At 60.7% G+C, this 24,765-nt stretch carries 18 protein-coding genes and 2 pseudogenes; 9 read left to right on the top strand and 11 right to left on the bottom strand.

All coding sequences use genetic code 11. The features are described 5' to 3' along the window. Nucleotides 1–41: 41 nt before the first annotated feature. Nucleotides 42–911: an amidohydrolase family protein gene (locus tag F759_RS0100165; RefSeq protein WP_027798050.1), complete on the bottom strand. Its 870-nt coding sequence runs from the start codon at nucleotides 909–911 to the stop codon at nucleotides 42–44. A 151-nt stretch (nucleotides 912–1,062) separates the two neighbouring features. Here F759_RS0100165 and F759_RS0100160 point away from each other — a divergent pair, with 151 nt between their 5' ends. Together F759_RS0100160 and F759_RS0100155 are read left to right on the top strand one after the other, a co-directional pair. Then, nucleotides 1,063–1,992 (top strand): LysR family transcriptional regulator, encoded by a 930-nt coding sequence (locus F759_RS0100160; protein WP_027798049.1) that lies wholly within the window; start codon nucleotides 1,063–1,065, stop codon nucleotides 1,990–1,992. A gap of 306 nt (nucleotides 1,993–2,298) precedes the next feature. Continuing rightward, nucleotides 2,299–3,027 (top strand): OmpW/AlkL family protein, encoded by a 729-nt coding sequence (locus F759_RS0100155; protein WP_027798048.1) that lies wholly within the window; start codon nucleotides 2,299–2,301, stop codon nucleotides 3,025–3,027. Between the two features lie 31 nt (nucleotides 3,028–3,058). On the opposite strand, the gene F759_RS0100150 is transcribed toward F759_RS0100155, so the two are convergent. Beyond that, nucleotides 3,059–3,262, bottom strand: a complete 204-nt coding sequence (locus F759_RS0100150; protein ID WP_027798047.1) for a hypothetical protein — start codon at nucleotides 3,260–3,262, stop codon at nucleotides 3,059–3,061. A 356-nt stretch (nucleotides 3,263–3,618) separates the two neighbouring features. On the opposite strand from F759_RS0100150, the gene F759_RS0100145 reads away from it, so the two are divergent. Continuing rightward, nucleotides 3,619–4,629 (top strand): DUF2891 domain-containing protein, encoded by a 1,011-nt coding sequence (locus F759_RS0100145; protein ID WP_027798046.1) that lies wholly within the window; start codon nucleotides 3,619–3,621, stop codon nucleotides 4,627–4,629. Nucleotides 4,630–4,713: 84 nt separating this feature from the next. Here F759_RS0100145 and F759_RS0100140 read toward each other — a convergent pair whose 3' ends face one another. Next, complete coding sequence (locus tag F759_RS0100140; protein WP_027798045.1) at nucleotides 4,714–5,139, bottom strand: PRC-barrel domain-containing protein; 426 nt, start codon at nucleotides 5,137–5,139, stop codon at nucleotides 4,714–4,716. A gap of 185 nt (nucleotides 5,140–5,324) precedes the next feature. Between F759_RS0100140 and F759_RS0100135 the strand changes: the two genes are divergently transcribed. Beyond that, nucleotides 5,325–7,691, top strand: coding sequence for a DNA polymerase II (locus tag F759_RS0100135; protein ID WP_027798044.1), 2,367 nt, complete (start codon nucleotides 5,325–5,327; stop codon nucleotides 7,689–7,691). 46 nt (nucleotides 7,692–7,737) lie between these two features. Here the strand turns inward: F759_RS0100135 and F759_RS0100130 are convergent, their stop codons facing one another. From F759_RS0100130 to F759_RS0100100, 7 genes and pseudogenes are all read right to left on the bottom strand, one after another. Then, complete coding sequence (locus F759_RS0100130; protein ID WP_027798043.1) at nucleotides 7,738–9,210, bottom strand: alkaline phosphatase family protein; 1,473 nt, start codon at nucleotides 9,208–9,210, stop codon at nucleotides 7,738–7,740. Between the two features lie 210 nt (nucleotides 9,211–9,420). Further along, entirely contained in the window at nucleotides 9,421–9,963 is a 543-nt protein-coding gene (locus F759_RS0100125) for a hypothetical protein (protein ID WP_027798042.1), read from the bottom strand. A 113-nt stretch (nucleotides 9,964–10,076) separates the two neighbouring features. Then, on the bottom strand, nucleotides 10,077–11,420 hold the full coding sequence (locus F759_RS0100120) for an MFS transporter (protein ID WP_027798041.1): 1,344 nt from the start codon (nucleotides 11,418–11,420) through the stop codon (nucleotides 10,077–10,079). A 102-nt stretch (nucleotides 11,421–11,522) separates the two neighbouring features. Beyond that, entirely contained in the window at nucleotides 11,523–11,882 is a 360-nt protein-coding gene (locus F759_RS0100115) for a protocatechuate 3,4-dioxygenase (RefSeq protein WP_027798040.1), read from the bottom strand. After that, on the bottom strand, nucleotides 11,879–12,724 hold the full coding sequence (locus tag F759_RS0100110; RefSeq protein WP_027798039.1) for a gallate dioxygenase: 846 nt from the start codon (nucleotides 12,722–12,724) through the stop codon (nucleotides 11,879–11,881). Before F759_RS0100110 ends, F759_RS0100115 begins: the two co-directional genes overlap by 4 nt. Before the next feature lie 1,795 nt (nucleotides 12,725–14,519). Beyond that, nucleotides 14,520–14,991 (bottom strand): annotated as a pseudogene (locus tag F759_RS40370) (helix-turn-helix domain-containing protein); the annotation flags it as partial. A gap of 324 nt (nucleotides 14,992–15,315) precedes the next feature. Beyond that, nucleotides 15,316–15,561, bottom strand: coding sequence for a PilZ domain-containing protein (locus F759_RS0100100; protein WP_027798038.1), 246 nt, complete (start codon nucleotides 15,559–15,561; stop codon nucleotides 15,316–15,318). Nucleotides 15,562–16,071: 510 nt separating this feature from the next. Between F759_RS0100100 and F759_RS36965 the strand changes: the two genes are divergently transcribed. The 4 genes and pseudogenes from F759_RS36965 to F759_RS44965 all read left to right on the top strand — a co-directional run bounded on the left by F759_RS36965 (nucleotide 16,072) and on the right by F759_RS44965 (nucleotide 18,655). Then, nucleotides 16,072–16,578: a phasin family protein gene (locus tag F759_RS36965; RefSeq protein WP_051377020.1), complete on the top strand. Its 507-nt coding sequence runs from the start codon at nucleotides 16,072–16,074 to the stop codon at nucleotides 16,576–16,578. A gap of 99 nt (nucleotides 16,579–16,677) precedes the next feature. Then, nucleotides 16,678–16,875 (top strand): hypothetical protein, encoded by a 198-nt coding sequence (locus F759_RS0100090; RefSeq protein WP_027798037.1) that lies wholly within the window; start codon nucleotides 16,678–16,680, stop codon nucleotides 16,873–16,875. A 124-nt stretch (nucleotides 16,876–16,999) separates the two neighbouring features. After that, the gene (locus tag F759_RS43160; protein WP_167333998.1) at nucleotides 17,000–17,152 is read left to right on the top strand and encodes a hypothetical protein; all 153 of its coding nucleotides are present in this window, start codon (nucleotides 17,000–17,002) and stop codon (nucleotides 17,150–17,152) included. A gap of 1,133 nt (nucleotides 17,153–18,285) precedes the next feature. Further along, a pseudogene (locus tag F759_RS44965) lies at nucleotides 18,286–18,655 on the top strand (YciI family protein). A gap of 42 nt (nucleotides 18,656–18,697) precedes the next feature. Here the strand turns inward: F759_RS44965 and F759_RS0100070 are convergent. After that, nucleotides 18,698–20,932 carry a SulP family inorganic anion transporter gene (locus tag F759_RS0100070; protein ID WP_051377019.1) on the bottom strand — a complete coding sequence of 745 codons (2,235 nt, stop codon included), beginning with the start codon at nucleotides 20,930–20,932 and terminating at the stop codon, nucleotides 18,698–18,700. A 494-nt stretch (nucleotides 20,933–21,426) separates the two neighbouring features. Here F759_RS0100070 and F759_RS0100065 point away from each other — a divergent pair, with 494 nt between their 5' ends. Beyond that, complete coding sequence (locus F759_RS0100065) at nucleotides 21,427–24,705, top strand: adenylate/guanylate cyclase domain-containing protein (RefSeq protein ID WP_027798034.1); 3,279 nt, start codon at nucleotides 21,427–21,429, stop codon at nucleotides 24,703–24,705. Nucleotides 24,706–24,765: the final 60 nt, after the last annotated feature.

Genomic DNA, 24,765 nt, shown 5'->3' with positions numbered 1-24,765 from the left:
GCCGTCTCACGCGGCAGTTCAAGACATGGTTGCAGCGGCAACTACGCAGGAAAGCCGTAAAGCCGCGCGGGGTTCGTCACCAGCAGCTTTTCACGCAATGCCTCATCGGGGCAGAAGCGGAATAGCAGATTCACCAGTTCGCCGTCGTTCGGCATGTCCTTGCTGATGTTTGGATGAGGCCAGTCCGTGCCCCACAGTACACGGTCGGGCGCGGCTTCGATCAGCGTTTGGGCGAACGGGATCGCATCGTCAAAAGGCCGACGGCCGGCGGATACACGCTCCGAACCGCAGACCTTGACCCACGCGAGCGGATTGCTCATCAGGTCGAGCAACTGGCGAAACGGCTGCTGATCGAGTCCCGCCTCAGCGCGCACACGGCCCATGTGGTCGATTACGAACGGCACCTTGATACGCGCGATCCGCTCCGCGTATTGCAGAATGTCTTGTGCATCGAGGTGCAGCACGACATGCCAGCCGAGCCGCTCGATACGCTCGAGTATACGGTCGAACACATCGAGATCCGGCGCGCCGCCGAGATGCGCGACGAAGTTAAAGCGCACGCCCCGCACGCCACGTACGTCGAGGTCGGCGAGTTGTGCGTCGGTGACATCGCCATCGACTATCGCGACACCACGATAACGACCGTTGCCCCGCGCAATTGCGTCGAGCATCGCCGTATTGTCGGTGCCGTGACAGCTCGCCTGCACGATCACGCCGCGGCTCGCGCCGAGGAAATCATGCAGCGCGACCAGTCGCTCGAAGGGCGCATCGGGCGGCGTATAGCTGCGATCCGGCGCATAGGGGAAAATATCGGCGGGGCCAAAAACGTGGCAATGCGCGTCGCAGGCGCCAGCAGGCAATTGCTGCGCGGGCCGGACAGGATGAGGATCAGGCGGCAAACAGGATTTCATCGGAGCTTCGTCTCTATCAGGATGGCCGCGCGGCGCGGCTCTATATGTAACGTTGCAGGTAAGCTGGGGTAAGCCGGATTGTGGAGGCGAGCGCCGCTCGATACAATCGCTATACCAAACTAGCTGATATGTAATTCACGCATACCTCGCAATGGACCTCAAGCAGCTCGAAGCGTTTGTGCATGTGGCCGAGCTCGGCAGCTTCACGCGCGCCGCGATTACACTCGACACCAACCAGCCCGCGCTGAGCAGGCTCGTGCGCCAACTGGAAGTCGAATTGCGCCACACGCTGCTCGAACGCAATGGCCGTGGCGTGACGCTCACGCCGGCCGGTCAGCGAATGCTCGCTCATTCGAAAGGAATCCTCTCGCAGGTACAGCGCGCATCGCAGGACCTGGACCAATTGCGCGGCACCGTGAGCGGCCATTTCTGCATTGGCATCACGCCGAGCTTTGCGAAGGTCGCGACCAACGAACTGGTGCGCAGCTTTCGCACGTCGTTTCCCGGCGCGACCATTTCCGTTGCTGAGGGGCTCTCTACTTACCTGATCGAATGGCTGATGATGGGCCGTGTCGACGTCGCGGTTCTTTATGACACGTTCGATACACCGCTGATCGACAAGCGCACGGTGTTTACCGAAGAACTCTTTCTGATCAGCGCAGACGACAGCAAGGCGCAAGCGGAATTCGCGCGCAAGCCGGTGGAGGCCATTGCATTGCGCGACATCCCACGCTATCCGCTGGTGATTCCCGGCCGCATGCACGCGATCCGGCGCATGCTCGAATCGGTCGCGGCGGAGCAAGGCGTGAGGCTTAACATCGAACTGGAGGTAGATGCCGTCTCGTCGATTCTCGATCTCGTCAGCGAGGGCATCGGCTACGCGGTGCTGCCGCTCAACGCAACCGTGAGCGACGCGCTCAAGCGGCGCTTTCGCGTGATCCGCATTACAGAGCCAACTTTGTTCAGCCGGCTTGCCATCGCGACGAGCAGCAAGCATACGCTGTCGCAACTTGCCGTTCAGGCCATTGCAATGCTCGAACAGCGGGCATTGCCTCTCTACAGCGCGATGCGCAACAAGTAAGAAAAGAGAAGGCGATTGAGCCGGACATCTTCACTATAGCGCTTGCGCAACCAGTTTCCGCCAAGGTTAAATAGAACAGCGCCATCGCGATTTATCCAGCGTGACGACGCGATTCTCTCTTTCAAAAAAAGGCAACCGGAAGCCCGCCTTAACCAGTGGGCTTTTGGCTTTGGTCCGCGAACTTGGCTGCTGAAATTCCTTACGAAATTACAGAGGCAAGACTCGATAGAGCATCCGACAAACCGAACGACCGTGCGCATAGAATCGTCTCTGACGAATCACCGATAACAAAAGAAGGAGACGGAGATGAAGCACACACGGGTACTCGCCTTAGCCGCTGCATTGTTCACAGGCACAGCAGCGCACGCGCAAAGTGCCGGCGATTTCGTTCTGGGCGCGGGGTGGTTCCATCTCGCGCCGCAAGACTCCAGCAAACCGCTCGCGGTCAATGCGTTGGGTACGAGCGTTACAAAAACCGGCACTGGCGCAAGCGTTGACGACTCGGACACGTTCGGTCTTACGGCCACCTATTTCTTTACCGACCACATCGCAACCACCGCGGTGCTCGGCATACCGCCGAAGTTCAATCTGACCGGCACAGGCTCGCTCGCGGCGCTAGGCCAGATCGGCTCCGCGTATGAATGGAGCCCGACGCTATTGATGAAATACTATTTCAACGATCCGCAGAGCCGCTTCCGTCCTTATCTTGGCGCAGGTGCATCGTATGTCTGGTATAGCGGAGTGAAGCTGAGCTCGGCTGTGTCGAGCGGCAGCTTCCTTTATTCATCCGCGTATGGCACGGCGCTGGAAGGAACCACGACCGCGAAGCTCGGCAGTTCGTTTGCGCCTGTGATCAACGCGGGCTTTGCCTATAACATCGACAAGCACTGGTCCGTCGATTTGTCGCTGTCGTATATGTGGCTTTCCACGCGTGCGACGCTGACAACGAAGTCGGCAGTCGGCACGGTGACGAGCACGACGAAGCTGAAGCTCAATCCGATCATTTCGTTCGTCTCGATCGGCTATCGCTTTTAACGCGTTTAATGCCTGGAATAGCTTAAAAGCATTAATCCGTGATCACCACCGCAACCGCTTTCGCTTGTGTCAATTCGAATGTGCTGAGCCGGCCCGCGCGAACGTCGAGCACCAGACGCTCGAGGAACTCGACTTCGCGCTGGCGTTGCGCGTCGCCATTCGTTGCAGCCGCAATCTTATCCAGGCAAATGCGTCGGCGCGCCAGCAGAAAATTGACGGCGCTAGTGCGCCGCATAAAGAACTGCTCCATCTTCGAGTTGTCAGTGCAAGGACGCATTGCTTATTTCGGAAAGCGACCATAGCACGCGCCTACGGAAGAAAAGAACGACGCAAAGAACCCGAAAGGAACGCTGCGCGTCCGCCCGTTTCGACTCTCGCCCTTTTCCATTCGCTTGAAAAAACTCTAGCCGCAGCTTTAACAGCAATTGCCTGCCGTTCACGGTCGCACACGCCAACATCGCGCCATTCCCGCCGCAGCGACCGGAATAGTCCGAAGGCATCCGGCGGCGTGCAACGCCTGCCGCTTTACTATTGTGGGCCGCCAATATGATACTAATGACCTGATCGTATTCCGCCTCCAAGGAACTGCCGATGACTGCCCTGCTCACTCGCGAATTTGCTTCGAAATTCGCCAATCTCGCGCTTGCTCACCTCACACGCGAATACCCGAACAAACTCACGCATTCTTTGGCCGGTCCCGAGGACGTGCAAAGCCCCCGTGCGTTACATCCGATTTTTTATGGCAGCTATGACTGGCATTCGTGTGTGCATGGGTACTGGCTGATTCTTCATCTAATTGAGCGCTTTCCTGACTTGCCTGAAGCAGCACGTATCGTCGCGGTGGTCGACGAGCACTTTACCGCGGCGAACGTGGCCGGCGAGCGGGCTTATCTGGACTTGCCGCACAATCTCGGCTTCGAGCGGCCTTATGGTTGGGCGTGGTTGCTCGCGCTCAGCACGCAACTGCACGCGTTGAAGCTGTCGGACGCGGCGCGTTGGTCGAAAACTTTGGCGCCGCTCACCGAGGTTTTTGTCGAGCGCTTCGAAACGTTCCTGCCGAAAGCCACGTATCCGCTACGCGTCGGCACGCATTTCAACATGGCGTTCGCGCTCGCCCTCACGCTGGATTTCGCGCGGCAAACATCGCGCGGCTCGCTCGAAGCGCTGATTGTCAGCACCGCGGAGCGCTGGTTTTTGCACGACGTTGGATGCCAGGCATGGGAGCCCGCCGGCGACGAGTTCCTGTCGCCCTCGCTGATGGAAGCGGAATTGATGCGGCGCGTTTTGCCGCCCGCGCAATTCGTCGACTGGTTTGGACGCTTTTTGCCCGAGCTCGGTGCGAAAAAGCCCGCGACGCTGTTCGAACCGGTTACGGTGACCGATCGCACCGACGGCAAGATTGCTCACCTGGACGGCCTCAATCTGAGCCGCGCATGGTGTCAACGCTCGCTGGCCCGCGCGTTGCCGGCGGGCGATTTACGCCGCGCCGTGCTGCTCGATTCTGCGGAGCGGCATTTGCAGAGCGCACTGCCTCATGTGGCCGGTGATTACATGGGCGAGCATTGGCTCGGCACGTTCGCCACGCTCGCATTGGAAGCGTGAGCCGGTGCAGGCCGGTATATGTTCGGCCTGCAATACAGCGAGTACTGGAGCACATGAATAGCCGGCAATCAGCCGGCTCATTCATCACTGTGCCGACAGTTTCTTGGGCTTCGCCGGCGCCTGAACCTTGTTGTACTGGAACTCCGGCGTTGCCTTTAACGCTGCCTTCGTCGCGCCGGCCAGATAGAAATTCCCCGAACGAATGTCGAGTGCTGCAATAGGCACCGCTACGTCATGCGACGCCACGCCGAGGAAGCCGCCGGCGGCGACGATTGCAGCGGACAGCGAGCCGTCCGGTGCAACGACCAGATCGCGGATCGAGCCGATCTTCTCGTTCTGGTCGTTGTACACGGCTTTACCGAGAATGCTCTTTTTGACGCTCCAGCCGCTTAGCAGCGCATTGGATTGCTCGACAGTCACGCTGAGAGGTTGCGTGCCGGCGACTTGTGCCTGCGCGCCGAAACTCGTTGCAGCTACCGCGACGGCCACCAGAAGTTTGCCCAAAGTCATTCGATCTACTCCGTTTTTAGAAGACTTGACCGGCGCATGAACGCGCCGAATGAATCGCTGCGAAACCATCATACCGGCTACGCCGCGCGGCTGCATGCTGGGTGACACGAGCACGGAACACGCCTGCGCACACAGGGCGGTAAAATCGCATCGGGCGACGACGCACCGTTTGCGAGGTAGTGAGTTTGACTGAGCTTGAGCAGGGTTTCATCTTGACGCGGCATTGGCGGGACACGCCCGCCGGCACCGAAGTCGATTTCTGGCTGGCAACCGACAGCGGGCCCCGTCACATCCGCTTGCGTCATCAGACATCCGTTGCATTTGTTCCCGCCGAACAGCGCGAACGGGTCGAAACCATTTTGCGCCGCGAGGCGCCGCTCGATCTGCGTTCACTGGAATTGCGCGACTTTCATCATCGGCCGGTGATGGGACTTTATTGCCCGCAGTATCGTCAGTTGACCGGCTTCGAGAAACGCCTGAAGCAAGGCGGCGTCGATGTCTATGAAGCCGACATCTTTCCGCCCGAGCGCTACATGATGGAGCGTTTCATCACCGCGCCGGTCGCGTTCAGCGGCGACATCGGCAGCGACGGCGCGCTCGTCAATGGCGAACTGAAACCGGCGGCGGACTACCGTCCTTCATTGAAACTCGTGTCGCTCGACATTGAAACGAGCGTTCACGGCGAACTCTATTCGATCGCACTGGAAGGTTGCAGCCAGCGCCAGGTGTACATGCTCGGACCGCCGAACGGCGCCGCGAGTGAGCTCGACTTCGACCTTGAATACTGCGAAACGCGCGCACAGTTGCTTGAAAAGCTGAACACGTGGATGGAGCGGCACGATCCCGATGCAATCATCGGATGGAATCTCGTGCAGTTCGATTTGCGTGTGCTGCGGCAGCATGCCGACCAATACGGCGTTCCGCTGCGGCTCGGACGCGGCGGCGCGGCGATGGAATGGCGCGAACATGGCCTTAAGCAGAACCATTATTTTGCGGGCGCCGCGGGGCGGCTGATTATCGACGGCATAGAAGCGCTGCGCTCGGCTACGTGGAGCTTTCCATCGTTTAGCCTCGAACACGTTTCGCGCGCCGTGCTGGGCGAAGGCAAAGCTATCGACAATCCGTATCAGCGCATGGACGAAATCCAGCGCCGCTTCGACGAGGACAAACCCGCGCTCGCTCGGTACAACCTGAAGGATTGCGAGCTCGTCACGCGCATCTTCGCGAAGACCGAACTGTTGCCGTTCCTGCTGGAACGCGCCACCGTGACCGGCCTGCCCGCCGATCGCAGCGGCGGTTCCGTGGCGGCGTTCACGCATCTGTATATGCCGCGAATGCATCGGCAAGGCTATGTCGCGCCTAATCTCGGCGACGTCGCGGGCGCCGCGAGTCCCGGCGGTTTCGTCATGGACTCGCGCCCCGGTCTCTACGATTCGGTGCTGGTGCTCGATTACAAGAGCCTGTATCCGTCGATTATTCGCACGTTTCTGATCGACCCGGTCGGGCTCGTCGAAGGCATGCTGAATCCCGGCGACGATCAATCGGTGCCGGGCTTTCTCGGTGCGCGCTTCTCACGCACGCGCCATTGCCTGCCGTCGGTCGTGGGCCAGGTCTGGCAAGGCCGTGAGACAGCGAAGCGCGAGCAGAACAAGCCGCTCTCGCAGGCGCTGAAGATCATCATGAACGCGTTTTACGGCGTGCTCGGTTCGACTGGTTGCCGCTTTTTCGACCCGCGTCTTGCGTCGTCGATCACGATGCGCGGCCACGAAATCATGCATCGCACGCGCGAACTGATTCAGGCGGAAGGTTATGAAGTGATTTACGGCGACACGGATTCGACCTTCGTCTGGCTCAAACATGCGCACAGCGAAGAAGAAGCGAGCCGCATTGGTCGCGCGCTCGTCGAAAAGATCAACGCATGGTGGCGGCAAGATCTGCAACGGCGATTCGGGCTCGACAGTGCGCTCGAATTACAATTCGAGCGGCATTACCGGCGTTTCTTCATGCCGACCATTCGCGGCGCGGAAGAAGGCAGCAAGAAGCGCTATGCAGGGCTCACTGTTTTACCGGACGGCAGCGAAGAGATCGTCTACAAAGGGCTCGAAACGGTGCGCACGGATTGGACGCCGCTCGCGCAGCAGTTCCAGCAGGAGCTCTATCGGCGCATCTTCACACAGCAGCCGTATCAGGACTATGTGCGCGACTATGTGCGCGATACGCTCGCGGGCAAGCTCGACGACCAGCTCGTCTATCGCAAGCGCCTGCGCAGACCGCTCGGCGACTATGAGCGTAACGTGCCGCCCCACGTGCGCGCAGCGCGCGTCGCCGACGAATTCAACCGTCGGCAAGGACGTCCGCTGCAATATCAGAACGGCGGCTGGATCAGCTACGTGATGACGATTGCCGGACCCGAGCCGCTCGAAACGCTACGCTCGGCCATCGACTACGAGCACTATCTGACGCGGCAGTTGCAGCCCGTTGCGGATGCGATCTTGCCACTGCTGCGCGACGACTTCACACGGCTCACGTCCGGACAAAAGCAATTGTTCTGACGCTGGACGCAGCGCCGCAACGGCGAGCAGTTCATCTCAATCGTGCTTATTTCGGCACCGGAAAGCCGAGCGCGTCCGCTTTGGTCCGCAACTCGGCGAAGCGTCCGCCTGGCGCACTGATAGCCGTATTGGGCACGACCTGGCTCTTGTCCAGCTGCGCGATGCCGCTCGCACCTGACGCGGCCGTCGATATATTCGAACATGCCGAGCCGAATGTGCCTTGTGTCACCGCGATGGCCGGCGCGTCGGTTCTGGCCGCGTCGGTAAAGTCGAGCGCATACGCCAAGTTGAAGGTTGCCGAATCGCCCGCACGCACGCCGAGCGGATCGAGGCCGAAGCGCCATGCGAGCAACTGATGAATCGAGCTCGGATCGAACGGATAGCGCGACACGTAATTGGCGCGCACACGCGGCCCGAGCAGCATGCACGGCACGCGAAAACCGAGCCGGCCGTCGTTGCCGAGTGCAGCCTCGGCGGCGGACACCGGCTTTACTGGCGGCGCGACGTGCTCCATGAAGCCCCCCCACTCGTCATACACGATGATCATCAGCGTCCTGCTCCAGTTCGGGCTCGTGCGTAACGCGTCGTAAATCTGGCCGAGCAGCACCTGGCCGTTGCGCACGTCGGCATGCGGATGGTCGTCGTTCGAAATACCCTGCGCTTCGCCGCCGAAGCTGGGCTCGACCATGCAGAACGAAGGCAGCGTGCCCGCAGCCGCGTCGGAGAGGAAGTCGGAGAAGAGCTTCGAGCGGCCCACGTAACGGGTGCCATAAAGCGCGGTGAACGGTACGTCGTGGAAGTAGTAGGTTGACGACACGTTCTTTGCATCGAGGCGGTCCCAGATGGTCGGCAGCGACGACGTGTCGAGCGTGTCCGACAAGCGATCTGTTTCGCCGCTGTGCAGATAGACACGGTTCGGATAGGTGTCGGCGAGAATGCCGCTCATGTAGTAGTCGCACACCGTGTACTGCGTTACCGCGCCGCGATAGAAGTCGAGATCCGCGGCCTGGAAATAGCCGATCGGCAGCAGGTCGCCACGTGCGAGGCTCGTGTTGGGCGTGAGCAGAAAGCCGTTCATCGCGCCATTGGCCAGATGAACGCGTCCGGCGTCGTATGAGTGATTGGGGTCGGCGAACGAGCACGCCTGGAAGCCATAAGCCGGGTTCGCGGGGAGCGAGAACGGCGTGTGCGTTTCGCCGAACGCATCCTTGAAGGTTCGGCCGGTTTGTGCGGTTTCCGCATTGGGCAGCCAGCCCAGCAGATGGTCGAACGAGCGGTTCTCCATCGTGACGAGCACTACGTGATCGATACCCGAGGTAGCAGGATCCGGCAACGCGGGACGGGGAAGATTAGCGCGGTCGGGCGGAATCGTGCCGATCGGCTGCGATCCTCCAGAACCCGAACCACCGCTGCTGCCGCCCCCACCGCCGCCACAAGCCGACAGTGCGATGGAACCGGCAAGCGCGGCGAGGATTTTGCGCCGGCCCGCATCGGGCGGATTGGTGGGCTTGGTCGTCATCACTGTCTCCCTTTGTTAATTGCTTGCTTCTCGCGGAAGAATTCGCGCGGCGGTCTCGACGCGAGCCGACGAATTCGTGCAACGAGTCAGCAATTTCCATTCCGCGGAGAAAAAAACCGGGCCTAAAACGCAGTCCGGCTTTTCGCATGACAACAAACTGAAATCGGCTATCAGAAGCGCTGAATGATGCCCACTCCGAAAACGGCCGCGTTACTGCGCGTGTCTTTCGAACCGGCGTTTCACCGTCAAGGCAAGCGGCACGGTAAAGAAGATGTGAGACATGAATCCGCCGATGATCACCGCCGGGTCGTAGTAGTTCGGATGGTTGTCGGAGGCGATCATGATTGCGACATGCATGACAATCCACGCCAGCACCGCATAAAAGAGCGCTAACAGCGTCGCTTCGATGCCGCGTCGGCGGAAGTACGGCCAGATAGCGGCAAACAGCACGCCCCACGCGATCGCGAACATAAAGTGGATACCTGTGCCCACCACATAGGCCCAGACACCGATCGACTCCTGCACCTGCTTGCCGAACACGAGCCCCGTCGCGTTGCGCGGAATCCCGGCGAGCGGCATCAGATGCTGTGCACCCACCCAGATCAGCGCCTCGTAGATCCAGATGATCACCGCGCCGAGCAGACCACCCGCCACGCCGGCGCGAAACATCGCCTGGCGGCTTGGCCATGTCCAGGCGGACGGCAACCCTGTTCTCTTCAGCTCGCTTCTGCCCGCGCTCAAATTGCCGTCCATGTCTGCACTCCTTATACGCACGCCGTAATGAGCGCGCTGTCATCACACCGGACGCGAAAGTTGCGGCGCAAGCAGAAGGCCGCAAGCTCTCGCAAGACGCTGCACCAGCACGTTTATGCGTCGGCAACCGGACTGGTAATGAAGCGCAGAGCGAGCCGGTTCATCACGATTGCCACGGCCGCGATGATCGCGGGCACGGCCAGCACCGAGAACACCACCTGGAAGCTGAACCCGAGCGACAGCAACGCACCGCCCACGAGCGAGCCCAGAATCCCGCCGAGGCGTCCGAACCCCAGCATCCAGCTCACGCCCGTCGCGCGTGCCCGGGTCGGATAGCAGGTCGGCGCAAGTGCATTGAGACCGGTCTGCGCGCCGCTCATGAAGAAGCCCGCACACGTGACGAGTACCGGCAGCAAGCTCGACTTGAGCGTGCCCAGGCCGAGCGCGAAGATGAACACGCCGCCAAGCAGATACGCCGCACCGATCACGCCGTTGCGATCGATACGGTCCATCGCGAAGCCCACTGCGACCGCACCGACAGTGCCGCCCAACTGAAACATGCCGGTGATCGCGGCCGCACGCTCGACCGGCAAACCTGCGTCCTTGATCAGCGTCGGCAGCCAGCCGGTCAGCAGATAAATGATCAGCAGTCCCATGAAGTAAGTGACCCACAGCATTAGCGTGCTGAATGCGTAGCCGTCCGCGAACAGCATGCGCACCGGCGCCTTCGCCGCGACCGCCGGTTCCGGCGCCGTGAAGCGCACGTCCTTGCCGAATGCGTGGCCGCATACACGCCCAAGCGTTGCCGCGATACGTTCGGTCGGCATCTTGCGCACCAGCATGAGACGCGCTGACTCGGGCAGCAGCCACAGCAGCAGCGGCACACTCACAATCGGTAGAATCCCGCCGAACATGAACACCGCGCGCCAGCCGTAGTGCGGAATCAGCGAGGCCGCGACGAAGCCGCCCGCGCCCGAGCCGAAATTAAAGCCGGTGAACATGATGGTAAGCAGCAGCGACCGGTTACGCGACGGCACGTATTCGGAAAGCAGCGTCGTGGAATTCGGCATGGCCGCGCCGAGGCCGAGCCCGGTCAGAAAGCGCAGCGCGACGAGTTGAAAAGGCGTCTGGGCAAAGGCGCAAATCAGGCTGAACAAGCCGAAGCAGAACACCGAAGCAATCAGCACCTTCTTGCGCCCGATGCGATCGGCAATCGGACCCGCTGCCATTGCGCCGACCGCGAGGCCGACCATTGCGGCGCTCATCACCGGACCGAACGCGGTGCGGCTCACATTCCAGTCATGCATGATGACGGGCGCGACGAAACCCATCACGGCCGTATCGAGGCCGTCCATCATGACGATCACAAAACAGAGAACCAGGACGAGCCATTGGTAGGCCGACACCTTGCGTGCGTCGATAAACGCCTTGATGTCGACTGAGTCGGCAGATTTCATGCATGTCTCCGAAGAAAATAGTTTCCCGCCCCGACCTTCTGTGGAAACCGGGTTGCGTTGTGGTCGAAATGAACAGCCGCCAGCGCGCGGCGCAATTGCGCGCTACACCGCTTCCGGCACCATGCGCGTCTTCAGAAATGCTTCGAGCGTTTCGCCTCGCATGCTTGCGTACATGCCCAGATTGGTGATCTTCACCACGCGCGCGAATTTCTCGAGGACGAAAAAGCACACGCCGTAACGAATCAGGCCGATCCAATCGGCGTTGTCGACGAGCGTGCGCTCTTGCGGCGTGAGACCCGTTGCGTCGTAAGCCGCCTGACGATTTTCCAGCCACAGTGCGCGCGCCGGCGCTTCGCGCATCTGCCAGAAGAAGCGGTTCAGGCGCATTGCCTTGATGCTCTGGCGAATATCGAACGGATACGTGCCCGTCAATTCTTCGACGCCGATCAATTGCGGATTCATTGCGCCACCTCGTCTTCGTAAATCGTCACGGCCATTGCGGTGCTGGTTGCAAGATAGTAATTGCGATGCAGCTCCCGAACCTTCGGGCCGAGCGCGCCACGCATGGCGAGCCACATAATCGTTTCGACACTTTCCGCGCCGCCGAGGCGCACGTAGTCGACATGCTTCATCGCAGCAAGACGTTCCGGCTCGTGAACGATCAGGTCGAGGAACTCCATGTCCCATTCGGTGTTGTTAAAGCCGCTGCGCTCGCCGTGCACCTGGTGCGAAAGACCGCCTGTGCCGACCACCACGATGTCGAGATCCTCTTCATACGACTCGATCGCGCGGCGCAATGCCTGTCCGAGGCGATAGCAGCGATTCGCAGTCGGCAGCGGATACTGCAACACGTTGACTTCGACAGGCACGAGCGCGAGTGGCCAGCCGCCGGCATGCGGCAACATCAGTGAAAGCGGTGAATTACAGCCGTGATCGAGCGGACGGTCCTGGAAGATCGTGAGGTCGAACTCGTCGTTGACCAGTTGCTCTGCAATGTGAATGGCCAGATCGGGATGGCCCGCGATATCCGGAAGCGGACGCTTGCCTGCGCCCTCGTCCGCGAATTCGTGATTGCCCGACACGCCTAACGCAAACGTTGGGTAGCAGTCGAAGAAGAAGCTGTTCGCGTGGTCGTTGTAGAACATCACCATCGCGTCCGGGTTGCGTTCGGCGAGCCAGCTTGCCACCGGTTCATAGCCCTTGAAAAGCGGCGCCCATGCGGGATCGTTCTGCTTGCCCTTGTCGTACGCCATGCCGATAGTCGGCACATGCGAGGTGCCGATGCCACCAATGATCCTTGCCATTTCGTTTGTCTTCCGTTACTTCGTGCTGCGCGCCGTCCGCGCGCCAATCGGATAGGTTGTTCAGAGCCGCGAAACGGTCATCGCAACCATCTTGGGATACAAAGATAGGAATTGTGCGGCTTTTGGGAAAGTACGGGTATACCTCGGTTGAGAGGCAAATAGCGGCCGTACCATCGCTATGGGGTGTGCTTTTCGCATCTTTTTCAAGCGCTGGAAGCCGCATCGCGCCGGGCTCGCTTGGTATCCCATACGGATCTATGCCGCGTCCGCGCGCGCATTTTCGCGACGTCACGCAATAAATAAAATAGATACCTATGAAACCAACTCGCAAGCCCTTTTTCAACCGTTGGTTGCCCTCCCAACTTATGGTCGCGGCACCTCACTCGACGGTGATCATCCCGGCCCGTGCAGGAACCGCATTGAACTGAGTGCCTTGATTCCATCCATATGCGCCGCGGAGCCGCAGAACACCTAGCCAGAATTGTTCATTACCTTCATGCGTTCGTCGGAAGACTTGTCGATGCAATCGCTCGCATAAGCACCGTGCTCCAGGTCGTCGCGATAACGCCCGCCGCTTGTGCGATGTCGGGGAGCTCGAGAAGTGATAGTGAATCGGCGCCAATGGGCTTCGACCGCCCCTGATTTCCCAAGCGCTTGTGTCGGGCATTGCGCAACCGCCACGCGAGTTTCCCGTTGGGATATGTAATCGCCTCTGTCGGCCCGGCGTTAGAGGACAGTACAGAGTTGATGACAGTCAGATTCTTGATGTAATGAGGAAGGAAGTGCAACGATTACGGCGGCGAGTTTCAACTTGCTCCATTACAAAAACACAATCCATACAAAGCGTGAAACTCGTTTGGCGGACGTCTGCTCTGAGCGGAAGCGGACCTGCCACCGACTAAAGCAACCACCGCACTCATGTAAAAGTATGCGTGCTCGCTGTCTCCCGCCCTTGGCGGCCGAGCGCTACGCAGCTTTTCCCTGTATGTAAGCACGCTGTCGCGCTCCAGCGCAAGGTCGCCGACCGCAATTAGGCGCGGCAGATACGCTTCGCTCATGTGCAAGACGGCCGCGACTTCGGATTCGGATTCGCATTCGGTTAAGTCAGTCATCTTAAGCTCTCGTGCACACGCAAAGCGAGGGCAAGCGCCGCGTCCGGACTCAACGGCAGCGGTGGGCAGACGTCGAACAACACTCAACAGGTGCCGTCCTCTGGCAGAGCGAAAGTTGTCATTCGAGGTGACAGGTCGTCCAACGACCGCAGAGCAATATAGCGACCCTTGGCCGGCGATCGGCCCAATGACCGCAATGGCCGAATTGCCGACCGCCGCCGTTCCTCTCCCGCATACGGCGCGCAGGCGGAGGCTTTTGCCGTGATGAGGCGCAGGTTATCGCGCCCTGCCCGCCGAGCTGCCGGGCACTGGATCCTGACCGTGGGGAACAGCGGGCACTACAACTTAGCCGCTACGATCACTGTCGAGGCCAGACTGAAATGTCCGCTTTCCGGCTAAGTTGAAATGTCCAGGTTTAGGGGTTTGTTTCTAACGCTTTTTGTCTCACACATTGTTGAAGGACGACGCCTGAACTGGCAGGGCGCTTACGTCTGCGTCGCCCACCTTTGCAGACCGACAGCCAGGTTTGCGTGCCTGCTGAACCTGCCACTGCTGCGACTGTTCCAGAATCACACCATCGATATCGGCCTGCGTGAACTCGCATTGCTTCTTCTTGCCTGGCGAGCGGCTTTGAACCCTCGTTGCGACGCCCAGGTGGGTTCGCGAAGGCGCTTTGCCGATCCGGCTGTGTCCTCGAACCACCGGTGATCGCTGCCATCGATCTGGATCAGCTCGCCCACACACGCGCACCGCACGCGCGGCTGGTAAATCTTCGGTGGCCGCTGCCGGCGGGGAATCCAGAGACCTGCATCCGTCATCAGGCGCCTGACCGTCTCCTTTGCAAGCCGGATGCCGTGACATTCGTACAGCTTCTCGCAGGCCAGCGTGGGCCCGAAATCGGCATAGCGCTCACGGATGATCGAGAGTGCCCGATCGGCCGTCACCGCGTCCAGCTGGTTGTTGCTGGGCTTCGAGCGCCGACGCGACGGGTCCATGTTCGCGCAACCGTCCAACGAGACGGCGAACCTGCCGCGTCGTCAGCCTGAGCCGTTCCGCCGCGCGCCAGGGCTTGAGCCTGCCGTCGGCGACGTCCTGAATGACCTTGAACCTGTCCAGTTCGCGCATCGTCATCGTTATCCGTTCGGTTGCAGCCATTGAAGCCTCCCGCGCCGAAACGCCGGCGGCCGGTCAGCGCACGCTGCGAAAAAGCGGACATTTGAACTTGGCTAAAAGCGGGCATTACAACTTAGCCGCTACAATCACTCCGAACGACAACTTTAATTACGTCAACTTGGTTTCCCACAGAAGTCGCAGTGCAGTACGACCCGTTCCTCTAGGCGACTTGTCATTCGGATCGCGACGTCGTCGGATAGCGTCATCATTCCGTCCCACGCTTCCTCCGAGATCATTACGGGTGTCGCCCGTGGATCACCGTTTATCCGGGCATGGTCCGAGCAAATCTGTCGATGAGCGCCGGTCTTAGAATGCGGTTCCCGTGGCCATTTCGAGAATGAAGTCCTTGAGCAGGACCTTGGCTTCGTCGGTGCGCGCGCCGAACTCGGCACCGACCAGCACACCGTCATTTTTGCGCCTGACGTTTCTTGCGACGCAATTCCATAGGACAGCGTGTGTCTTGCCATCGGTCGGCAAACGCAATGCGAGCTTGAAGTGCTCGCCAGGCATCGGTGCGGCATTGCGCAATGACAATTGAACACCATCGATCATCCATCGGCGCTGTCACGATCAGCTCCATCGCTTGCAGCGGTGATGCGGCCGCCATGCATATCAACCAAGTTCTGGACAAGAGACAGCTCGATGCCGAAATCCGATCGCCACCGGCCATTCGCGGATGGCTAGCTGAACGTACGCCTCAAACATACGGTCAAGTTGCGATACCGGGATGCCAATGCCTTTGTCGCTACGACGATTTGCACCCGCACATCGCGCACTGTTGCGTACGGTTGTCCGAGTGTTCGATTGCATTGTCTAGCCGATTAAAAACGACCTGGGTGCGCCGGGCACACCGATGACATTCTGATGTCTTCAGAGCTAGGGGATTCCCCTACAAAAGAGCATGACAAATGTTGCTTACACGACGCTAGAATGATTCCACTTATTGGGAAATGCATCCGTTCGGTCAGGTACAGCCTTGCGGGGCCGGTGGTCCGGCGGCGCGCCGGGTTTTCTCTGCCTGACGACCATCGCACGCTAATTGACGATAATTAAGGAGCATGAATGAGCATTTTCGAACCCGATCAATTCATCGCATCGCAAACCGACAACGCTGTCACCCTCTTCGCCTTGACGAATACGACGTTCGAGAGCTTCCAGAGACTGATCGAACTGAATCTGCAAACTATTCATTCGGCACTTGCGACGAGCGAAGCTTACTGGCATGAAGCGCTATCGGTTAAGACGCCCGAGGAATACCTCACGTGGCAGGCAGGTCTGATACAGCCCGCAGCCGAACAGGCTCTTTCATACAGCCGCCAGCTATATGACATCGCGTCGAACGCCAAAGCGGAATTGACGAAGGTTGCCGAAGCACATTACGAGCATGCGAATCTCACTGCACGAACACTTGCAGACAACCTTGTGAAGAACGCACCCGCCGGGACTGAACCCACGACCACCGTATTGGAATCGACCTTCCCAACCTCCCTACATGCGAGAGAGACCGTCCGCAAAGCGGCCAAGCAGGCCATTGAAACAGCCAAGGGACCCCGCACGGCGATCAAATAAGTCAATGCGAAGATGTCCAGCCAGTAATCGCGACGCCGGACATCGGTTTCATCAGTCACCCGTCAGTTCGAAGACATACCGCTTCGTGAGGAGGCACGCATGTTGAGTCCGCATGAATTCACCACCTTGATGCTGGTGAACGCTGCACCCGACCAGATCAGACCCGACCGAGAGGAAATTCACACACTGCTGGCATGTCAACTCGTGAACATTGAACTGCTGACGACCGGACAGCGGCAACTAAGCATCACCCCACAGGGCCATGCCGTCCTGAAAGCCGTCGGGCGGGTGTGTTGAGCAACGTCCGTCGACTTGCGGCCTGTCGTTCAAACGAACGTTCAACGCAAGGATAGAAGAAACGCCTGTAATGCACCGTCAGCCGGTCCGTAAGCGCGGACTGGACGTAACGAAGGAGACTGCAATGGGTGAATCCTGGCTTGGGGTTGTGATCGGTATGTTCGTACTGGTGATTGCGGCAACCGGCGTAATCGCTCACTACCGTCGTGAATATCGCCGTGCAGAGTTACTCAGGAACCTGGATCACCACGACTGGTGCCGCTGGACCCGGCGGTGACGGTTTCCTATGCGACAGCGCGATAAGTCGCGCACAAAACGGTACGAACCTCACGACCTTTGAACACTGACGAACAATAAATCAGAAAACATCAAGCGCTTATGTCAACGCAAACGCACGCGGAAAAAGACTTGGCTCATATCCAGACGATGATCTCTGAGTTGGAGTATCTGGATCACGCCCGCAATACCGCAAAGGCAAATGTCGTAATGCAACCAGACTACTGGCGAACGCGCATTCGCGCAGTGCTTGCGCTACCCAACATACCTATCCACATCCAGAAGCAGGGTTCGGAACTTCTTGTGAGACTGGATCGGCTCCACGTAGGCTCGCGGGCTAATGCCCGACGCGCCCGGCATCAAGCGTAACCGAAATAGCATCCGCCCTGCGATCAACCGCGATGAAATTCGTTCACCGGACGAGTGTGTCGCCTATGTCCCGCTGCCCGGCGCTGAGCCCATTCGGCTTTGAGCCATTGCCCCGCATGCGCGAGCAGCCTGTAGAACGATCTTAGCCTTGGTCCGGCTGCGGGCGCTGAAAAGATTTAACCGGCGGCTCGATCAACGACATCCGATAGAACGGTCATGTCATGCCGTCGTTCGAGGACAAGTCATCGAACACAGCCGCCATTCGAGTTACTTTCAGCAGCCGTGGTCTACGATGTGTCGTCGATAGCGTCGGCGCGCCTACCGACTGCCAATGGCAGCTGTTTTAACGCCAAGTGAGTCCATGCATTCGGGCTTTGTTGCGAGAAATACTGGATCACTCATTGGGCCTGCGCGAATCAATCATGAAATTGCACCGCCCCCCGGTAGCGAGCGTCCGGCGCAACGCTGCCGGTAGAGAAACGACAAGAAAAAAGCGTGTTTCCATTGCGGAACGTTTTTTTGCTAGAAGGAGAAAGCGAATGTCTCAGGTCAGACACTTTGAATGACGCCCAATACATTCCTAAGTTATCCAGTCGCTTTCGGCGCGGACCGGCCCGTGGAATGACAGCTTCCGTGTGCGGGTAACTGATCGTTTCTGGACCCAGAGCGGACAGGCTGGCGAGACCTGCTACAAACTTTCCCAGAAGATTGTCGATTTTCGATCATCAGCTTCGTCGTCAGGGTATCCATCCCCAAAGACCTCCCATGAAATACCTCGGCTTGGCCTACTTCACACCCGAAAAATTCGCCGCGATGGCGCCAGGCGACGTCAAGGAATTGGTGAGCCAATGCCCCGCATTGGACGAAAGATGCGGGCTACCGGCAAGGTCTGATTTCCGCGTCGCTTGGCGATCTGGACAGCTGGACGACGCTCCGCCCGCACGGTGGCAAGACGCACATCACCGATGGGCCCTACACCGAGTCGAAGGAAGTCGTGGGCGGCCTGTTCGTCATCGAGGCGGATACCCGTGACGAGGCGTTGCGCATCGCCTCCATGCACCCCGCAGCCACGCGGGGCGAAGAAGGCGGATGGGTCGTCAAGTTTATCCCCCTGGATTTTTACCTGGCCCGATGAGGGCTGGGACGCGTGCCTCAAGAATGCGTTGGCGCCCGTACTCTACCCGCTCGGGACGGAGTGAGCGGCGTGCAAGGCCTCGTCTGCGACAGCCAGACGGGACGCCATGACCTTGACGACAAAACGATGAATTTGCTGCACGGTTACAGGGTCGTCGCGTTCGAGCGCATGCAACGACTCGAGCGTCAAACCCAGGACGCGTGCGGGACCCTCCGCGAGCACATCCGCACTGCGCGCCTGCTGCGTGTACACCGCCATTTCGCCGACGATCGTACCCGGCCCGAATGAGCGCAACCTGAGGTTGCGCCCATCGGCAAGCGGCAGCGAGACAGTGACACGGCCGCTCTCGACGAAGTACATGGCGTCCCCCGGCTCGCCGCGACGGAACACCGGCTGCCCCGCCCTAAGCTCGCGCACTTCCAGAAGGGCCAGCAGCCTTGTGAGCGCAGGTGGCGTGAAATACTGCGCGAGCATCGTGTGGAAATCCTCTTCGGCGCGGGGCAACGCGCGTGAATCCGAGGCGAGAAGCGTATCTTCGATCCATTCCAATCCCGCATCGAGCGTGGAAAACTCGTGGATCCGGAGATTCAGCGTGCCGGTCTTCATAAGTAGTTCACGCGAGCGTATCGGCAACCCCGTCAGCACCAGGTCCGCATTAGTCGTTGCGCACAACTGCCAAAGCTTGACGAAGCTAACCGATACCGATGCGTCCATGCCATTGGTCGACGCGAAATCGAGCACGACAAAGCGAACGGACAAGGGCCCGCGCGTGGCCAGCCGTTCGCGCACGCGCTGCAAGATCGAATTGGCCGTACCAAAGAAAAGAAACCCCTGCAGACATGTTCCGCACACCTGTGCACCGAGTTCGTGAAGCCGTTCGGTGGCCTCCATACTGCGTTCGACAGCCGATGTGCGCGTGCTGCCGTCGAACTCCATACGAACGCAGCTGACGCGGCCGTACAGCAACGCGAACATCACACATGCGGCAACCACTCCGGCGACCACCCCCGTGACGACGCCGTAAAACGCAATCGCGCCCAGAATAAGCGGTACAAGTAGGTACTCATGCCAGTTGAGCTTGCCAAAAGCACCGACCAGCCACTGGATCAACAGACGCACTCCCATGAAGAGCTGCAACCCGACCAGCACCGGCACCGGGAATAGCGCCACCAGATCCGGTGAGACGGCCAGCACGAACAGGCAAGCAAGGGCAGCGAACACGCCGGCTAAACGACTTGTCGCGCCAGCGCGTGCATTGAGCATCGATCGATTGAAAGACTGGTAGCCGACCATTCCGCCTAACATCCCGCTCGCGATGTTGGCGATGCCTGCCGCACGCATCTCGCGGTTAAGATCGATATCTTCACCCGTGGCTGCGCCTATCGCAGTCGAATTCATCAGAATCGAAATCGCCGAAATCGACGTAACGACGAGGGTCTCCGGCAAATGCGCACCGATTGCCGCCCAGTCGACCCCGCCGTGCATGAGCGATGCCGGCAAATGCAACTCGGGAATTCTCATGGCGTGCGGCGCCACGCGTGGAAGCAACAATCGCGTGTCGCGTGCGTCGTCGATCGACAGGCCGGCGGCAAAGAGGAGCACGTAAAACAGGGCGACGCCGAGTGCAAGCGTGATGGGTAGTGCTGCAGCGTGTTTCCAGGTGCGCGACAAAAGTGTGGCTGACGCGGACACGAGTAAAGCCGGTGTCCAGACCAGCCAGTTCAGGTGCATCACCAGCGGGAAGGTGTGCCAGTTCAAGGGCTCGCCGGTCACGACCCGAAACGCGCCGGCCAGCAGGAGGTAGCCCGTCCCGGCAAGGAAGCCGCCTACAACCGGGTAAGGCAGGAATTGCAGGGAACGCCCGCGCCTGGACGACCCGAGCGCATACAGAATGACGCCCGTCACCACCGAACACAACGCGATGGCGATCAGCACCGTCAGGAAGATTGTTTGCGGTGTTCCGCCGTCGGCCCGCACGCTGCTCGCGACGCCGGCCGCCACACCGGCAAGAAACGCTGTGGCGTTGCCGTCGGGTCCGGCGATGTTCACGCGCATCGAACTCATCAAGGCGATCACGAGTGCCGTCACTACGCAACTGATGAGAGCGGTGGGCACCCCTAGCCCGGCGTAACGGGCGAGATCCGCGCTAAAGATCATGGTACCGAGGCTCATTGCATAGCAGAGCATGACCAGCATCGACACCATGCCGGCCGTCAGATCTCCGGCCAGGCCCCGAATGCGTAGCCCGGAGCGGGGGCCGGATGAGGAACCTGACATGGCTGGCTTCACATTATTTCCCCGTGAGAGTGGATGCGATCTTGCCTGGGCTGTGTAGTTCGCTCGGCGCGCCGCGGCTGCGCCGTGTTCGAACATCACCTATCGTTTCGGATGACGAACGACCGCAGGTCGCGCTCGCCTCTTCGCGAGACAACGTGCCCGGCCCGTCGTGCAGTATCCGTCGTGGCCGCAGCCAGTGTCAAACGCACCGCGGCACCGCGGCAAGGCGGCACGCGGCGGGCGGAATCTGCCCTCCCCGCGTCGCTCATGCACGGTATCCGTCTCCGTCGCGCTGGACGTACACTGTGTTTTGATCGGGAATACCTTCAACGAGCGTATCTGACCATTGCGCCCGTCGCAGCGCGGCAATGGACGAGGCGTCGATTCGTATGATCCGTGGGTCCAACACGGCCCGGTCCGGGCCTAGGGTTCGATAAGCTGCGCGGCAATGAGCGGCGCGGAGTAGATTCGAGCGCATCGGATTGGTGGCGGCGATGGATATCGATCAGTGGCTGCACGCATTGGGACTTGGGCAATACGCACCGGCATTTGCCCGGAACGACATTGATCTCACGATGCTGGAACAGCTAGACGACGCGGACCTCAAAGAACTGGGCGTCCTCTCGCTCGGCCACCGCAAGCGCCTACTCGCGGCAATTGCCGATCAGCGTGTCGCCATGGGCGCAGCGCCGCCTGCCGTGGATGCGCCCGCGAGCGAGCGCCGGCAAGTCACCATTCTCTTCGCCGATCTGTGTGGCTTCACAGCGCTGTCGCAAACACTCGATCCTGAAGAGTTGCGCGAGTTGACCGGTCGTTACACCGCGCTCGTCGATGGGATCGTGCTCGGCTACGGCGGTACGATCGACAAGCACATCGGCGATGCCGTGATGGCCATCTTCGGCGCACCGCGCGCGCACGACACCGATCCGCTTCGCGCGGCGCGTGCCGCGCTGGAAATTCATGAGGCACTTAAGGGACTGGCCGAGCAAGTGTCGCTTCCGCTGAAGGCGCATGTGGGCATTGCCAGCGGCGAGGTAGTCGCGGGTTCGTTCGAGCGCGCGGACGTTCAAGACTACACCGTGCTGGGCGAGTCCGTGAACCTGGCGGCCCGGCTAGTTGCCGCCGCCGGCCCTGGAGAAACACTGCTCTCCGATGGCGCGCATCGCGCACTCGGTCAATGCGTGATAAGCGACGCCGGCGGCGCGATGCGCTTCAAGGGGATCGATTCGCCGGTGCGCGTGTGGCGTCTGCGCTGTCTCGCCGGTGAAACCGTCATCGCAAGCCGAAGTGTTTTTGTCGGCCGCAAGGCTGAACTTGAGCAGTTCAAGGGCCTCGCCCGCGCGTGCCTCGAGCAGCGGGCCGGCCACGTCGTCTATGTCCGCGGCGAGGCGGGCATCGGCAAGACGCGGCTCGTCGACGAAATGCGCCGCTTCGTCGAAACGCTGTGCTTTGCCGGCCACCGCGGCCTCGTGCTTGATTTCGGCGTGGGGAAAGGCCAGGATCCCATCCGCGCCATTGTCGGCAGCATGGTGGGCCTCGCGCTGGCGGCCGGCGTCGATGAAAGGCGCGCTGCCGCCGCACGGGTTGCTGCCTCCGGGGCCGTCGGCCCCGAGCAGCTTATGTTTCTCCACGACATCCTCGACCTCACGCAAACCGGTGAAGGGCGCACGCTTTACGATGCAATGGACAATGCTGCACGTGCGCGCGGCAAGCGCACGGTCGCGGCAGCGATCGCGGAGGATGTCTGCCGGCATCGGCCAACCCTGATTGTCGTGGAAGACCTTCATTGGGCCGATCCGCAGGTGCTCGGTTACCTGGCCGCCTTCGCCGCGGCGATCGCGAACGGTCCGGGCCTGCTCGTCATGACTTCGCGCGTGGACGGCGATCCCCTCGACGCGGCATGGCGAGCCAGTTGCCGCGGCACGCCCTTTGCCACGATCGACCTTGGCCCGCTGCGCAGCGAGGAGGCGCTGAACCTTGCCGGCAGCTTTATCGATGCAACCAGCCGTGTCGCGCGTGCCTGCATCGAACGAGCCGGCGGCAACCCGCTGTTCCTCGAACAACTCCTGCGTAACGCCGAGGAAGGCAGCGAGGAAGCGGTCCCCGCCACCATCCAAAGCCTCGTGCTGGCGCGCATGGACCGGCTGGCTACGCGCGACCGCGAGGCACTCCAGGCCGGCGCAGTCATCGGACAGCGCTTTGGCCTCGCCTTGCTGCGGCGGCTGATCGATACACCGGACTACGTCTGTCACGGGCTCGTCCGCAACGCGCTCGTCTTGCCGGAAGGCGAAGATTTCCTGTTTGCCCATGCGCTCATCCAGGAGAGCATCTACTCGACGCTGCTGCGGGCACGCCGCCGCGAGTTGCACCGCCTCGCGGCCGACTGGTTTGCAGCGACCGACCCGGTGCTGCGCGCCCAGCATCTCGATCGCGCCGAGGACGAGCGGGCGCCGCTGGCCTACCTCGACGCCGCGCTCACGCAACGCGCGGCCTACTTCACCGAGGCGGCATTCCGGCTAGTCGAGCGAGGTCTGCAAATTGCGCAAAAAGATACGGATCGCTACGCGCTGACCTGCTTCAAGGGCGAACTTCAACGAGACCTCGGCGACATCCCCGGGTCGATTGCGACGTACCGTGCGGCCGTGGCCACCGCGCCGAATGAAACGGATCTCTGTCAGTCCCAACTTGGGCTCGCCGAAGGTCTGCGGGTATGCGAAGGCCTCGCCGAAGCCCTCCCGCTGCTCGACGCCGCGCAGCAAGTGGCGGAACGTCTGGGCAAGCTACCCGAACTCGCACGCCTGCATCACTTGCGCGGCAACATCCTGTTTCCGCTTGGCAGGATCGAGGATTGCCGCGCCGAGCACGAGCGCGGACTCGCCTACGCACGGCGGCTCGGCCTGCCCGAAGCGGAAGCGCGCGCACTCGGCGGCCTCGCGGACGCTGCCTACGCGCAAGGGCGCATGCGCACCGCCTTCGAGCACTTTAGCCTGTGCGTTGCGTTGAGCCGTGAACACGGTTTCGGCCGCATCGAGGTCGCCAATCGTTCGATGGCCGGCTTCAGCAGAATCTTCCTCAACGAGGCATGCGCGGCGCGCGAGGACGTAAGCGCCGCCGCACGCGCTGCGGCGGTGGTCAGCCAGCCGCGTGCGCAGATGCTGTGCGAAACGTTGGGCGTGTATGCCTGCTACGAAATGGGTGACATGCCGGCTACTCTCGCTCATCTCGAGCGCGAGATGCAGATCATCCGGCAACTGGGCGCTCGCCGCTTCGAAGCACAGAACATGGAAATGCGAGCGCGCGGACTGCTCGACAGCGGGCATCGGCGAGAGGCCGCCGAATTGCTGCGCGAAGCGCTGGCGATTTGCCGCGAGGTGGGAACGCAGTTCAGCGCCCCCAAGGCCGTGAGCGCACTAAGCCGCGCCGTCGAGGACGACGATGAGCGCACACGTCTGCTTGCCGAAGGTGCGGACATGTTGCGGCGCGGCGCGGTCGGGCACAATCATCTGTGGTTCTACCGCGATGCGATCGAAGCGATGTTGTCCGCCGGAGACGCAGCCGGCGCATTGCACTACGCCACTGCCCTCGAAGACTATACCCGCGTGGAGCCGCTGCCCTGGGCGGAACTGTTTGTGAGGCGCGGGCGCGCCCTCGCTCGTGCGAAACACGACCATTCTGAAGGAACGCGGCGCGAACTCGAGCGCGTATGCGCGGACCTCGTGGAAGCGGGATACAGCAGCTATCTGCCTGCGGTAGACGCTGCGCTTGCCTCGTAGCGCAGGCGTTCCCCGATGCATTCCATCGATTCGATAACGCGGGCGGCGCTCCTGTCGTTG

This window comes from Paraburkholderia dilworthii (assembly GCF_000472525.1).
Lineage (GTDB): Bacteria > Pseudomonadota > Gammaproteobacteria > Burkholderiales > Burkholderiaceae > Paraburkholderia > Paraburkholderia dilworthii.
The sequence above is the reverse complement of the archived record's forward strand: the minus strand, read 5'-3'. Positions and strand labels throughout refer to the sequence as shown.

What these genes read in the sequence shown, in the direction of transcription:
- F759_RS0100165 (WP_027798050.1), bottom strand. Translation starts at nt 911, where the DNA reads ATGAAATCCTGTTTGCCGCCTGATCCTCATCCTGTCCGGCCCGCGCAG.
- F759_RS0100160 (WP_027798049.1), top strand. Translation starts at nt 1,063, where the DNA reads ATGGACCTCAAGCAGCTCGAAGCGTTTGTGCATGTGGCCGAGCTCGGC.
- F759_RS0100155 (WP_027798048.1), top strand. Translation starts at nt 2,299, where the DNA reads ATGAAGCACACACGGGTACTCGCCTTAGCCGCTGCATTGTTCACAGGC.
- F759_RS0100150 (WP_027798047.1), bottom strand. Translation starts at nt 3,262, where the DNA reads ATGCGGCGCACTAGCGCCGTCAATTTTCTGCTGGCGCGCCGACGCATT.
- F759_RS0100145 (WP_027798046.1), top strand. Translation starts at nt 3,619, where the DNA reads ATGACTGCCCTGCTCACTCGCGAATTTGCTTCGAAATTCGCCAATCTC.
- F759_RS0100140 (WP_027798045.1), bottom strand. Translation starts at nt 5,139, where the DNA reads ATGACTTTGGGCAAACTTCTGGTGGCCGTCGCGGTAGCTGCAACGAGT.
- F759_RS0100130 (WP_027798043.1), bottom strand. Translation starts at nt 9,210, where the DNA reads ATGACGACCAAGCCCACCAATCCGCCCGATGCGGGCCGGCGCAAAATC.
- F759_RS0100125 (WP_027798042.1), bottom strand. Translation starts at nt 9,963, where the DNA reads ATGGACGGCAATTTGAGCGCGGGCAGAAGCGAGCTGAAGAGAACAGGG.
- F759_RS0100120 (WP_027798041.1), bottom strand. Translation starts at nt 11,420, where the DNA reads ATGAAATCTGCCGACTCAGTCGACATCAAGGCGTTTATCGACGCACGC.
- F759_RS0100115 (WP_027798040.1), bottom strand. Translation starts at nt 11,882, where the DNA reads ATGAATCCGCAATTGATCGGCGTCGAAGAATTGACGGGCACGTATCCG.
- F759_RS0100110 (WP_027798039.1), bottom strand. Translation starts at nt 12,724, where the DNA reads ATGGCAAGGATCATTGGTGGCATCGGCACCTCGCATGTGCCGACTATC.
- F759_RS0100100 (WP_027798038.1), bottom strand. Translation starts at nt 15,561, where the DNA reads ATGATCGATGGTGTTCAATTGTCATTGCGCAATGCCGCACCGATGCCT.
- F759_RS36965 (WP_051377020.1), top strand. Translation starts at nt 16,072, where the DNA reads ATGAGCATTTTCGAACCCGATCAATTCATCGCATCGCAAACCGACAAC.
- F759_RS0100090 (WP_027798037.1), top strand. Translation starts at nt 16,678, where the DNA reads ATGTTGAGTCCGCATGAATTCACCACCTTGATGCTGGTGAACGCTGCA.
- F759_RS43160 (WP_167333998.1), top strand. Translation starts at nt 17,000, where the DNA reads ATGGGTGAATCCTGGCTTGGGGTTGTGATCGGTATGTTCGTACTGGTG.
- F759_RS0100070 (WP_051377019.1), bottom strand. Translation starts at nt 20,932, where the DNA reads ATGTCAGGTTCCTCATCCGGCCCCCGCTCCGGGCTACGCATTCGGGGC.
- F759_RS0100065 (WP_027798034.1), top strand. Translation starts at nt 21,427, where the DNA reads ATGGATATCGATCAGTGGCTGCACGCATTGGGACTTGGGCAATACGCA.